Annotated in this window: 8 protein-coding genes; 7 read left to right on the top strand and 1 reads right to left on the bottom strand. The window is 69.8% G+C overall.

Going from position 1 to position 12,928, the window contains the following annotated elements:
- Positions 1 to 31 precede the first annotated feature (31 nt).
- The 7 genes from pxpA (at position 32) to C1N74_RS14150 (ending at position 12,228) form a co-directional block, all read left to right on the top strand.
- Positions 32 to 778 (top strand): 5-oxoprolinase subunit PxpA, encoded by a 747-nt coding sequence (pxpA, locus tag C1N74_RS14180; protein WP_071919045.1) that lies wholly within the window; start codon positions 32 to 34, stop codon positions 776 to 778.
- 73 nt (positions 779 to 851) lie between these two features.
- Positions 852 to 2,477, top strand: a complete 1,626-nt coding sequence (locus C1N74_RS14175) for a carboxyltransferase domain-containing protein (RefSeq protein WP_137750770.1) — start codon at positions 852 to 854, stop codon at positions 2,475 to 2,477.
- 70 nt (positions 2,478 to 2,547) lie between these two features.
- Positions 2,548 to 3,186, top strand: coding sequence for a hypothetical protein (locus C1N74_RS14170; RefSeq protein ID WP_023954007.1), 639 nt, complete (start codon positions 2,548 to 2,550; stop codon positions 3,184 to 3,186).
- A gap of 98 nt (positions 3,187 to 3,284) precedes the next feature.
- A complete protein-coding gene (locus C1N74_RS14165) occupies positions 3,285 to 3,893 on the top strand; it encodes a hypothetical protein (RefSeq protein WP_023954009.1) in 609 nt (202 codons plus the stop codon).
- Positions 3,894 to 4,142: 249 nt separating this feature from the next.
- Positions 4,143 to 7,637, top strand: coding sequence for a DNA-directed RNA polymerase subunit beta (locus tag C1N74_RS14160; protein WP_137750769.1), 3,495 nt, complete (start codon positions 4,143 to 4,145; stop codon positions 7,635 to 7,637).
- A gap of 41 nt (positions 7,638 to 7,678) precedes the next feature.
- Positions 7,679 to 11,551, top strand: a complete 3,873-nt coding sequence (gene rpoC, locus C1N74_RS14155) for a DNA-directed RNA polymerase subunit beta' (RefSeq protein ID WP_023954013.1) — start codon at positions 7,679 to 7,681, stop codon at positions 11,549 to 11,551.
- 95 nt (positions 11,552 to 11,646) lie between these two features.
- Positions 11,647 to 12,228 carry a hypothetical protein gene (locus C1N74_RS14150; RefSeq protein ID WP_023954015.1) on the top strand — a complete coding sequence of 194 codons (582 nt, stop codon included), beginning with the start codon at positions 11,647 to 11,649 and terminating at the stop codon, positions 12,226 to 12,228.
- 31 nt (positions 12,229 to 12,259) lie between these two features.
- On the opposite strand, the gene C1N74_RS14145 is transcribed toward C1N74_RS14150, so the two are convergent.
- Positions 12,260 to 12,907, bottom strand: a complete 648-nt coding sequence (locus C1N74_RS14145) for a hypothetical protein (protein ID WP_023954017.1) — start codon at positions 12,905 to 12,907, stop codon at positions 12,260 to 12,262.
- Positions 12,908 to 12,928 lie beyond the last annotated feature (21 nt).

Raw genomic sequence — 12,928 nt, 5'->3', positions numbered from 1 at the left:
CGGGTACGGCGGCGCGGGCTAGCGTTGGTCCATGGACCTCAACGCAGATCTGGGCGAGACGGTCGGCGGTGTCGCGACGGCGGACGACGCCGCGATGTTCGCCCTCGTGTCGAGCGCGTCGATCGCCTGCGGCGGCCACGCCGGCGACGCGGCGTCGATGCGGGCAGCGGTGGCCGGAGCGGCAGCCGCCCGCGTCGCGGTCGGGGCTCACCCCTCCTACCTCGATCGGGCCGGCTTCGGACGAGTGCGGGTCGCCGTCGAGCCTGACGTGCTGCGGCCGCAGGTCGTCGCGCAGCTGCGCGCGCTCGTCGCGGCGGGCGGCGACATCCGCTACGTCAAACCGCACGGGGCGCTGTATCACGCCGCGACCGAGGACGCCGCGACTGCGCGCGCCGTCGCCGCCGCGGTCGCGGACCTCTCGGCCGAGCTCGGCCGGGCGGTCCCGGTGCTGGGTCTGGGCGGTGCGATCGCGTCGGCGGCGTCGGACGCCGGCCTGCCTTTCCATCTCGAGGCCTTCCTCGACCGCGGCTATCGTGCCGACGGCTCGCTCGTCCCGCGCGGGGCTCCCGGCGCCCTGCTCGACGACCCGAGCCTGGTCGCCGAGCGCGCGCTGCGCCTCGCGTCCGAGGGGGTCGTGGTCGCCGTCTCGGGCGAGACGGTGCACAGCGAGGCGGCGTCGCTCTGCGTGCACGGCGATTCCCCCGGTGCCGTCGCGATGGCTCGCGCGGTGCGGTCGGCGCTCGATGCCGCCGGGATCGAGGTGCGCTCGCCGTGGTGACCGTCGGGCCCGCTTCGCCGGCAGGATCGCCGAGACGGGGTCGTTGTCGGCGTGCCGAGCCCGGGACGCCGGCATGAGGATGCTGCCCATCGGACCCGACGCGGTGCTCGTCGAGGTCTCGGACCTGGCGGAGGTGATGGCGCTGCACGCGCGGCTGACCGCCGCGCCGCCGGCGGGCATCGTCGACGTCGTGCCCGCGGCGGCGACGGTGCTCGTCCGCGTCGATCCCGTCGTGCTGTCCCTCGCCGCGACCCGCACCTGGGTCTCGACCGCTGCGACGTCAGCAGCGCCGCCGGCATCCGCCCCCGCGCCCGTGACGCTGCCGATCCGCTACGACGGCGACGACCTCGACGACCTCGCCGCCGCGCTCGGCTTCAGCCCCGAGGCGCTCGCCGCTCGCCATGTCGCCACGGACTGGACGGTCGCCTTCACGGGCTTCGCCCCCGGGTTCGGTTATCTCGTCGGTGCGGGCTGGGATCTCGACATCCCGCGCCGGCCCTCGCCGCGGACGAGGGTGCCGGCGGGATCGGTCGGCCTGGCCGGGGTCTTCTCGGGCGCGTACCCCCGCGAGACCCCGGGAGGGTGGCAGCTCATCGGCACGACGGACGCGCCGCTGTTCGACCCCGATGCCGCCCAGCCCGCGCTCCTCGTTCCCGGTGGCACGGTGCGATTCGATGCCGTCCGCGCCCGCGCCCGCGCCCGCGCCCGCGCCATCGGGTCGGATGCCGCCCTGCCCGGTGACACCGCGTCGCCGACTGCGGGGGAGCCGCGCGCCCGCTCGGAGTCCGCCACCGCTCCCGGCGGCATCCGCGTCATCGCGCCGGGGCCGCAGGCGACGGTTCAGGATGCCGGCCGCTCGGGTCGTGCCGCCGAGGGCGTCGGCGCTGCGGGCGCGGCCGACCCCGCCGCCTGGGCGCTCGCCAACCGTCTCGTCGGCAATCGGGACGGAGCGGCCGCGATCGAGATCGCCGTCGGCGGTTTCCGGGCCGTGGCGGAACGCGATCTGACGGTGGTCGTGACGGGCGCGTGGGCGCCGGTCGCGATCGACGGCCGGACCGGTGACCCGTACGTCGTACATGCGTGGACCGCCGGGACCGAGCTGCGCCTCGACGGATTCCTCGCGGGCACCCGCGCCTACCTCGCGGTGCGCGGCGGCTGGGACATCGCCCCCGTTCTGGGCTCGCGGTCCACCGATACGCTCTCGGGGCTCGGCCCGCCGCCGCTCCGGCGGGGCGACGTCGTCGCCGCCGGATGTGAGACCGCGGGGCCGGTCCCCGCGCTGCCCCTTCATCCGTGGGGTCTGCCGCCGACGGGCACGGATGCCGTTCCCCTCGACATCCCGTTCACGACCGGCCCGCGCGCGGACTGGCTCACCCCTTCGTCCCGTCGCCTGCTCGCCGAGGCAACCTGGATCGTGTCGGCGGCGGCCGACCGGGTCGGCATCCGCCTGGAGGGGCCACGCCTCGAACGCGCGCGCGGCGAGGAGCTGGCGAGCGAGGGGATGGTTCCGGGGGCGATCCAGGTCCCGCCGGCCGGCCACCCCGTCGTGTTCGGAGTCGACGCGCCCGTGACGGGCGGGTACCCCGTCGTGGGTGTCGTGACGTCGACGGGCCGGAACCGGCTCGCGCAGGCCCGGCCCGGCGATCGCGTGCGGTTGCGTCCGACGTTCCGGGGCGCGTCTGACGCTCAGCGAGGCTGATTCGTCAAGGGGGAGAACTCCCCGTGTCAAGACCCCGTGCGGATCCGGCGGGTCCCCTAGCGTCGAAGCCATGACTCGCACCAAGACCACCACGTCCGCCGCGCTGCTCGTCTCCGCGGCTCTTCTCCTCGCCGGATGCGGCGGGCAGTCGGGCGACACCGCGGCGTCGGGGGACGCCGGCGCGTCGTCCGCCCCGTCGTCGTCCGCCTCGTCCGCGCCGGGCGCGAGCGCGCCCGATGTCGCGCCGGCCTCCGGCGAGATGATCACGGGCACCGGCTACAGCTTCTCGGTTCCCGAGGGCTGGGCGATCCCCGAGCAGCAGCTCCCCGGCATGGAGAAGGTCGACGTGTTCGTCGCCGATCTCTCCGACCCCTCGGCGACGTTCGCCGACAACGTCAACGTCGTGCTCTCGCCCGCGCCGCAGGCGATCTCCGCCGACGACGTCGAAAAGTACGGCGTCGAGGAGCTCGAGGGGCAGGCGGGCGCGACCGACGTCACCGTCCAGGAGCGCACCTCCATCGCCGGCGGCGAGTCGGCCCACATCACGGCATCCGTCACGCAGCAGGACGTCACCTACAACGTCGACCAGTTCTACCCGTCGCACGACGACCAGACCTACGTCGTGACCTTCTCGTTCAGCCCCGACGTCTCGGAGGCCGACCGTGCGGCGGTCTACGACGCGGTCCTCGCATCGTGGGCGTGGGCCTGATCCACACGTCCGCAACGCGCCGTCCGCTCTCGCAGCGGGCGGCGCGTTCTCGTGTCAAGGGGAGTTCCGGCGCGGCGGATTCGCCTAGCGTGTGACGCATGACGCGCTCCCGGATCGCTCCGATCGCCGCCGCGCTCATCTCGGCGGCGCTGCTGCTCGCGGCGTGCGACGCGCGGCCGGGCGGGACCGGCGGATCCTCCGAGTCACCCGCACCCGGCTCGGCATCGGGGACTCCGACGCCCACCGCGACCTCGCCGAGCGACGCCGCCCCCGGCGAGACCGTGCGCGGAACCGGATACAGCTTCGCCGTGCCGGCCGGCTGGGCGGTGCCCGCCGAGGACCCGACGGGCGGCCAGGTCGACGTCTTCGTGTCGGAGTCCGCGGATGCGGACAGCCGCTACGTCAGCGTCGTCGTCTCGCCCGGTGTCATCACCGCTGCCGACGTCGAGGCGGACGGGGTGGCGAGCCTCGAAGCGGTCGGGGCCACCGACGTGTCGCTGGAGGATCGTGTCGACATCGCCGGGAGCGAGTCGGCGCACCTCGTGGCATCCCTGGCCCAGGACGGGGTGGAGACGGTGATCGATCAGTACTACGCCACGCGCGACGAGCAGACGTTCGTCATCACCTTCGCTTCGCCGGCCGACACGAGCGACGACGACCGCCGCCGACTCGCCGACACCGTGCTCTCGAGCTGGGCCTGGGAGTGACCGCGATGCCGGGTGGCGCGCATTTATACCGCAGCATCCGGGGGTCGTCAAGGATTGTGCTGGACATGGCGCGTCGCGCCGCCTATAGTTGGTAGTTGCGCTCCCGTCCCCCTTGCCCTCATATGGTGGTCGGCTTGTGCTCTGCGCGATTCCGCCCCGTCCGACGGCGTGAGACGCGCGAGCTCGGACCGGGAGCACTCCACCTGACGACAAGGAACCGGCCCCACCCGGGCCACGGAGGTAATCCCCTTGGCTGCTGCGAGCAACGCATCCACCACCACCCCCAAGAACGGTCGCGGCGCTTCCCGCCTCTCGTTCGCGAAGATCTCCGACAAGCTGACGGTCCCCGACCTGCTGGCGCTGCAGACGGAGTCTTTCGACTGGCTCGTCGGCAACGACGCCTGGAAGGCCCGCCTCGCCGAGGCGCAGGCCGCCGGCCGCACCGACGTCGCCCTCCAGAGCGGCCTCGAGGAGATCTTCGAGGAGATCTCGCCCATCGAGGACCTCGGCGAGACGATGCAGCTGTCGTTCACCAACCCCTACCTCGAGCCCGAGAAGTACTCCATCGAGGAGTGCAAGGAGCGCGGCAAGACCTACGCGGCCCCGCTCTACGTCGAGGCCGAGTTCATGAACCACCTCACCGGTGAGATCAAGACCCAGACGGTCTTCATGGGCGACTTCCCGCTCCAGACCGGCAAGGGCACCTTCATCATCAACGGCACCGAGCGCGTCGTCGTGTCGCAGCTCGTGCGCTCGCCCGGTGTCTACTTCGACAAGACGCCCGACAAGACCTCCGACAAGGACATCGTCTCGGCGCGCGTCATCCCCTCGCGCGGTGCGTGGCTCGAGTTCGAGATCGACAAGCGCGACCAGGTCGGCGTCCGCATCGACCGCAAGCGCAAGCAGTCGGTCACCGTCTTCCTCAAGGCCCTGGGTCTGACCAGCGAAGACATCATGGCCGAGTTCGCCGGGTACGACTCGATCGAGGAGACCCTCGCGAAGGACACGATCCTCACCAAGGAGGACGCGCTCCGCGACATCTACCGCAAGCTCCGTCCGGGCGAGCAGGTCGCCGCCGAGGCAGCCCGCGCGCTCCTCGACAACTTCTACTTCAACGCCAAGCGCTACGACCTCGCCAAGGTCGGCCGCTACAAGATCAACCAGAAGCTGGGTCTCGACACCCCGATCGAGGAGTCGGTGCTCACCGTCGCCGACATCGTCGCGACCATTAAGTACCTGGTTCGCCTGCACCGCGGCGACGCCACCTTCGAGGGCGTCCGCGACGGCAAGCCCGCTGAGATCCGCCTCGACACCGACGACATCGACAACTTCGGCAACCGTCGTATCCGCGCCGTCGGCGAGCTCATCCAGAACCAGGTCCGCACCGGTCTGTCGCGCATGGAGCGCGTCGTCCGCGAGCGCATGACCACGCAGGACATCGAGGCGATCACGCCGCAGACCCTGATCAACGTGCGCCCGGTCGTCGCCGCGATCAAGGAGTTCTTCGGAACCTCGCAGCTGTCGCAGTTCATGGACCAGAACAACCCGCTCGCGGGTCTGACCCACAAGCGCCGCCTGTCGGCGCTCGGCCCCGGCGGTCTGTCGCGTGAGCGCGCCGGCGTCGAGGTCCGCGACGTCCACCCCTCGCACTACGGCCGCATGTGCCCGATCGAGACGCCGGAAGGCCCGAACATCGGTCTGATCGGGTCGCTCGCCTCCTTCGCGCGCATCAACGCGTTCGGCTTCATCGAGACCCCGTACCGTCGTGTCGTCGACGGCAAGGTCACCGACGAGATCGACTACCTCACCGCCAGCGAGGAGAACGACTACGTCGTCGCGCAGGCCGGTGTCGAGCTCAACAAGGACGGCTCGTTCGTGGCCGACCGCGTCCTCGCCCGCCGCGGTAAGGGCGGCGAGGTCGACCTCTTCCCGAACGAGGAGATCGGCTACATGGACGTCTCGCCGCGCCAGATGGTGTCGGTGGCGACCTCGCTCATCCCCTTCCTCGAGCACGACGACGCGAACCGCGCCCTCATGGGTGCGAACATGCAGCGTCAGGCCGTGCCGCTGCTGCGCAGCGACTCGCCCCTGGTCGGAACCGGTATGGAGGGCTACGCTGCGATCGACGCCGGCGACGTCATCACCGCGCAGAAGGCCGGTGTCGTCTCCGAGGTCTCGGCCGACGTCGTCACGGTGCAGCTCGACGAGGGCGGCACGCAGGACTACTTCCTCCGCAAGTTCGACCGTTCGAACCAGGGCACGTCGTACAACCAGCGCGTCGTGGTCTCGGCCGGTGAGCGCGTCGAGGTCGGCGAGGTCATCGCCGACGGTCCCGCCACGGAGAACGGCGAGCTCGCGCTCGGCAAGAACCTCCTCGTCGCATTCATGACGTGGGAGGGTCACAACTTCGAGGACGCGATCATCCTCAGCCAGGAGCTCGTGAAGAACGACACGCTCTCCTCGATCCACATCGAGGAGTACGAGGTCGACGCCCGCGACACCAAGCTCGGCAAGGAGGAGATCACCCGTGACCTCCCCAACGTCGCGCCCGACCTGCTGAAGGACCTCGACGAGCGCGGCATCATCCGCATCGGTGCCGAGGTGCGCCCCGGCGACATCCTCGTCGGCAAGGTCACGCCCAAGGGCGAGACCGAGCTGTCGGCCGAGGAGCGTCTGCTCCGCGCGATCTTCAACGAGAAGAGCCGCGAGGTCCGCGACACGTCGCTGAAGGTGCCTCACGGTGAGCAGGGCACGATCATCGCGGTCAAGGAGTTCAACGCCGAGGACGGCGACGACGAGCTCGGCTCGGGCGTCAACCGCCGCGTCGTGGTCTACATCGCCCAGAAGCGCAAGATCACCGAGGGCGACAAGCTCGCCGGCCGCCACGGCAACAAGGGTGTCATCGCGAAGATCCTCCCCGTCGAGGACATGCCCTTCCTCGCCGACGGCACGCCGGTCGACGTCGTGCTGAACCCGCTCGGCATCCCGGGTCGAATGAACTTCGGCCAGGTCCTGGAGCTGCACCTCGGCTGGATCGCCGCCCAGGGCTGGAAGGTCGAGGGCAACCCCGAGTGGGCCGAGCGCCTGCCCGAGATCGCCCGCGAGGCCGCTCCCGGCACGAAGGTCGCGACGCCCGTGTTCGACGGCGCGTTCGAGTCCGAGATCGCCGGGCTCCTCGACTCGACGAACCTCACCCGCGACGGTGAGCGTCTCATCGACTCCTCGGGCAAGACGAAGCTGTTCGACGGTCGCTCCGGCGAGCCGTACCCGGCTCCGATCTCGGTCGGCTACATGTACATCCTGAAGCTCCACCACCTCGTCGACGACAAGATCCACGCGCGTTCGACGGGCCCGTACTCGATGATCACCCAGCAGCCGCTCGGTGGTAAGGCGCAGTTCGGTGGCCAGCGCTTCGGTGAGATGGAGGTGTGGGCCCTCGAGGCCTACGGCGCCGCGTACGCCCTCCAGGAGCTCCTGACGATCAAGTCCGACGACATCGTCGGCCGCGTGAAGGTCTACGAGGCCATCGTCAAGGGCGAGAACATCCAGGAGCCCGGCATCCCCGAGTCGTTCAAGGTGCTCATGAAGGAGATGCAGTCGCTCTGCCTGAACGTCGAGGTCCTCTCGGCCGACGGCACCGAGGTCAACCTCCGCGACACCGATGACGAGGCCTTCCGCGCAGCGGAGGAGCTCGGCATCAACATCTCCAGCCGCTTCGAGTCCTCGTCGATCGACGAGATCTGATCCGGCCAGGCAACGAACAGAATTCCGACACAGGAGAATCAGTGCTCGAGTCACACACCTTCGATCAGCTTCGCATCGGCCTGGCCACTGCTGACGACATCCGTCGTTGGTCCTTCGGCGAGGTCAAGAAGCCCGAAACCATCAACTACCGCACGCTCAAGCCCGAGAAGGACGGCCTCTTCGGCGAGCAGATCTTCGGCCCCTCCCGCGACTGGGAGTGCGCCTGCGGAAAGTACAAGCGCGTCCGCTTCAAGGGCATCGTCTGCGAGCGCTGCGGCGTCGAGGTCACCAAGTCCTCGGTCCGTCGTGAGCGCATGGGCCACATCGAGCTCGCCGCTCCCGTGACCCACATCTGGTACTTCAAGGGCGTGCCCTCGCGCCTCGGGTACCTGCTCGACATGGCGCCGAAGGACCTCGAGAAGGTCATCTACTTCGCCGCGTACATGGTCATCTCGGTCGATGAGGATGCGCGTCACCGCGACCTCCCCACCCACGAGAACAACCTCCGCCTCGAGATCAAGAACCTCGGCGACCGCCGTGACGCCCGCGTGGCGTCGCGTCTGGCCAAGCTGGAGGAGGAGCTCGCGACCCTCGAGGCCGACGGCGCCAAGGCCGACCAGAAGAAGAAGGCCAAGGACTCCGCCGAGAAGGACATGGCGACGGTCCGCAAGAACTTCGACGAGCAGATCTCGCGCCTCGAGCGGGTGTGGGAGGAGTTCCGCTCCCTCGAGGTCGGCCAGCTCAAGCAGGAGGACGACGTCTTCCACGAGCTGCAGGACCGCTTCGGTCAGTACTTCGAGGCCTACATGGGCGCCGAGGGCATCCAGCGCCGCCTCGCGTCGTTCGACCTGGCCGCCGAGGCCGACTCGCTGCACCTGCAGATCTCCGAGGGCAAGGGCCAGCGCAAGATCCGTGCGATCAAGCGCCTGAAGGTCGTCAACTCGTTCCTGCAGACCGGCATGTCGCCGGCCTCGATGGTGCTCGACGTCGTCCCGGTGATCCCGCCGGAGCTGCGTCCGATGGTCCAGCTCGACGGTGGCCGCTTCGCGACCTCCGACCTCAACGACCTGTACCGCCGCGTGATCAACCGCAACAACCGTCTGCGTCGTCTGATCGACCTCGGGGCTCCCGAGATCATCGTCAACAACGAGAAGCGGATGCTGCAGGAGGCCGTCGACGCGCTCTTCGACAACGGCCGCCGCGGTCGCCCCGTCACCGGCACCGGCAACCGTGCGCTGAAGTCGCTGTCGGACATGCTCAAGGGAAAGCAGGGACGTTTCCGTCAGAACCTGCTCGGAAAGCGCGTCGACTACTCGGGTCGTTCGGTCATCATCGTCGGACCCCAGCTGAAGCTGCATCAGTGCGGTCTGCCCAAGCAGATGGCTCTCGAGCTCTTCAAGCCGTTCGTCATCAAGCGCCTGATCGACCTCGGTCACTCGCAGAACATCAAGGCGGCCAAGCGTGCCGTGGAGCGCACGCGTCCCGAGGTCTGGGACGTGCTCGAGGAGATCATCCGCGAGCGCCCCGTGCTGCTCAACCGTGCACCCACCCTGCACCGCCTGGGCATCCAGGCCTTCGAGCCCCAGCTCGTCGAGGGCAAGGCGATCCAGCTGCACCCGCTCGTGTGCGCCGCGTTCAACGCGGACTTCGACGGTGACCAGATGGCCGTCCACCTGCCGCTCTCGGTCGAGGCGCAGGCCGAGGCCCGCATCCTGATGCTCGCGTCGAACAACATCCTCAAGCCCTCCGACGGCCGTCCGGTCACCCTGCCCTCGCAGGACATGATCATCGGCCTGCACCACCTGACCACGGTCATCGAGGGTGCCAAGGGTGAGGGCCGCGTGTTCGGCTCGGTCGGCGAGGCGATCCTGGCGAAGGACGAGGGCACCCTCGACCTGCAGGCCAAGGTCCGCATCCGCATCCCCGGTCTCGCGTTCCTCGAGGGCGACGCCCCCGAGGGCTACGAGCGTCACGGTCTGGTCGACGCGTCGCTCGGACAGGCGATCTTCAACGACACCCTGCCCAAGGGCTACCCGTTCGTCCGCGAGCAGGCCGACAAGGGCAAGCTGTCGCAGATCGTCAACAAGCTGGCCGAGGAGTACCCCAAGACCGAGGTCGCGGCATCCCTCGACCGGATCAAGGACGCCGGCTTCCACTGGGCGACCCGTTCGGGCGTCACCGTGGCGCTCAGCGACGTCCTGACGCCGCCGAACAAGGCCGAGATCATCTCGAAGTACGAGAAGCTCGCGTCGAAGGTCCAGGGCCAGTTCGAGAAGGGTCTCGTGACCGACGCCGAGCGTCGCCAGGAGCAGATCAAGATCTGGACCGAGGCGACCGACGAGGTCCAGGCCGCCATGAAGGCGAACTTCCCGGCCGAGAACACCATCAACCGCATGGTCTCGTCGGGCGCCCGTGGTAACTGGCTGCAGATCCGTAACATCGCCGGTATCCGAGGCCTGGTCAACAACACCAAGGGTGAGATCATGCCGCGTCCGATCATCTCCTCGTACCGCGAGGGGCTGTCGGTGGCGGAGTACTTCACCGCGACGCACGGTGCCCGTAAGGGTCTGGCCGACACCGCTCTGCGTACCGCCGACTCGGGTTACCTGACCCGTCGTCTGGTGGACGTCTCGCAGGACGTCATCATCCGCGAGGACGACTGCGGCACCTCGAAGGGCCTCGAGCTCCCGATCGCCGCAGCCGGCGCCGACGGCGCCCTCATCAAGGACGCCAACGTCGAGAACTCGGTGTTCGCCCGTACGCTGGCGGCCGACGCCGTCTCGCCCTCGGGCGAGGTGCTGGCCGCGGCCGGCGACGACGTGGGCGACGTGCTGATCAACAAGCTCGTCGAGGGCGGGGTGACCTCCATCAAGGTCCGCTCGGTCCTGACCTGCGACTCCGCCGTCGGCGTCTGCGCGAAGTGCTACGGCCGTTCGCTGGCCACCGGCAAGATCGTCGACATCGGCGAGGCGGTCGGCATCATCGCCGCCCAGTCGATCGGTGAGCCCGGTACCCAGCTGACGATGCGTACCTTCCACACCGGTGGTTCGGCTTCGGCCGATGACATCACGCAGGGTCTGCCCCGCGTGCAGGAGCTCTTCGAGGCCCGTACCCCCAAGGGTGCGTCCCCGATCTCCGAGGTCACCGGCCGCGTGACGATCGACGAGACCGAGAAGTCGAAGAAGATCATCATCACGCCCGACAACGGCGACGAGCCCGTGGTCTACCCGGTCCTCAAGCGTGCGACCCTCCTCGTCGAGGACGGTCAGCACGTCGAGGTCGGCGACCCGCTGCAGGTCGGCACGCTCGACCCGAAGGACATCATGCGCGTGCAGGGTGCCCGTGAGGTGCAGAAGTACCTCGTCGGCGGCGTGCAGGGCGTGTACCGCTCGCAGGGTGTGCCGATCCACGACAAGCACATCGAGGTCATCGTCCGTCAGATGCTGCGGAAGGTCACCGTGGTCGACCACGGCGACACGACGCTGCTGCCGGGTGAGCTGGTCGACTTCAAGCGCTACCAGCAGATCAACCGCGAGGCGGTCGGCGAGGGCAAGCGTCCCGCGTCGGGTCGTCCCGAGCTGATGGGTATCACCAAGGCGTCGCTCGCGACGGAGTCGTGGCTGTCGGCCGCGTCGTTCCAGGAGACCACCCGCGTCCTCACGCAGGCGGCCATGGAGGGCAAGAGCGACCCGCTCGTCGGCCTCAAGGAGAACGTCATCATCGGAAAGCTCATCCCCGCCGGAACGGGCCTTGCGAAGTACCGCAACGTGGCCGTCGAGGCGACGGAGGAGGCGAAGAGCGAGCGGTACCCCAACCGCATCTTCGCGTCGGACGGCGCGTACAGCGACGCCGACCTGAGCTACGTCGACTTCGACAGCTTCTCCACCGACGGCGACTTCACCAGCTACAACTGATCGATCGCTGATCTCGCGAAGGGCCCCGGGCATGTCCCGGGGCCCTTCGTCGTGTCGGTCGGTCCGAGTCGGCGCCGCCGGATTAGCGTGGAGAGGTGGCACGCATCGGGGGTCGGAACGTCGTCTTCGCCTGGATCGTCGGCGTCATCTGCGCCGGAGTGATCGGCGCGCTCGCGATCTTGACGGTCCCGCTGGTCACGACGGGGATGGGGCTCCTCGGTGAGAGCGGCGGTGCCGGAGGTGCTGCCGCGGCCGACGGGCCGCAGGAGTGCCGCGACCTGTACCCCGAGGCGCTGTGGGTGACGTTGCAGTACTCGGCCGGCGCGCAGCTCGAGCAGACCTCGGACGCCCCCGTCTCGACGGCCGTCGCCCTCGTGGAGGCTCTCGCCCCCGAGGTGCGTTTCACGTGCACCTGGACCTCGGATGCCGGCTCGATCTCGACCACCGTCGGGTCGGTGGGAACGGATGCCGGCTCGATCGCGGCATCCGCTCTGCCCGCTCAGGGATTCGCCTGCGACGAACGCGGCGTGCGCACGCTCTGCTCGCGCACCGACGGCGACCTCGTCGAGACGATCGAGGCGGGGGAGGGGCATTGGGTCTCGACGTCGCAGTCGGCCTGGCATCCCGAGCAGTACGCGAGCCGGGTGGGCAACGCGGTCTTCGCCGCGGACGACTGATCCGGCGCGACCACCACGGCCGCGCGAAGCCTCAGGGGGCGGGGGTGGCGGCCCCCGCGGGCCACAGCGACGCGATGATCCCGGAGGTGTAGCCCTCGGGCGCGAGGTGCGAGAACTGCGTGTCGATCAGCACGCCGTCGCGGAAGAACAGCGTCCGCCCGTCGGTGACGGGATAGCGCGCGTTCTGCCAGGTCTTCTCGCAGCGCACGCCGCCGGCCGGCTCGTAGCAGGTGAACCCGATGCCGGTGAGCTCGTTGAAGAAGTCGATCACGGGGTTGCGCTCGGCGTAGGCGATAGTGGTCTCGATCTTCGCGGTGTCGGCGGCGGGGTCGGCCCAGACGCAGCGCAGTGATCCGTCGGGCCGGGTGCCGCTCTCGCCGAAGCCCGGGTCGTTCAGGGGCACGGCGGCGAGCGCCGCCCGGGCGGGGGCGCCGAGGATGCCGGCGCAGTCGCGCGGCAGCACGGTGGTCGACACGACCGAGCCGGATGCCGCGGGCGGCGGTCCGCCCGCTTCGGCGGAAACGGTCATCGCGGGGGTCGGGGTCGGCGCATCGCTCGCCGCCGTATTATCCGGCGTCGCCGCTGCGCCGGTGCCGGGCTCGGGGGCGCACCCCGCGAGCAGCGCGACCGCGACGAGCAGCGCTGCGGGCGCGAGGCGGGGGAGGGCGCGCGAGGTCATGGGACGACGATACGTCCGGCC

This window comes from Microbacterium sp. SGAir0570, assembly GCF_005491085.2.
GTDB classification, from domain to species: domain Bacteria; phylum Actinomycetota; class Actinomycetes; order Actinomycetales; family Microbacteriaceae; genus Microbacterium; species Microbacterium arborescens.
This window is presented reverse-complemented; position numbering and strand designations above follow the sequence as displayed.

Bases quoted from the DNA above. Each gene is read 5' to 3' on its own strand.
- pxpA (WP_071919045.1), top strand. From the start codon at position 32: ATGGACCTCAACGCAGATCTGGGCGAGACGGTCGGCGGTGTCGCGACG.
- C1N74_RS14175 (WP_137750770.1), top strand. From the start codon at position 852: ATGAGGATGCTGCCCATCGGACCCGACGCGGTGCTCGTCGAGGTCTCG.
- C1N74_RS14170 (WP_023954007.1), top strand. From the start codon at position 2,548: ATGACTCGCACCAAGACCACCACGTCCGCCGCGCTGCTCGTCTCCGCG.
- C1N74_RS14165 (WP_023954009.1), top strand. From the start codon at position 3,285: ATGACGCGCTCCCGGATCGCTCCGATCGCCGCCGCGCTCATCTCGGCG.
- C1N74_RS14145 (WP_023954017.1), bottom strand. From the start codon at position 12,907: ATGACCTCGCGCGCCCTCCCCCGCCTCGCGCCCGCAGCGCTGCTCGTC.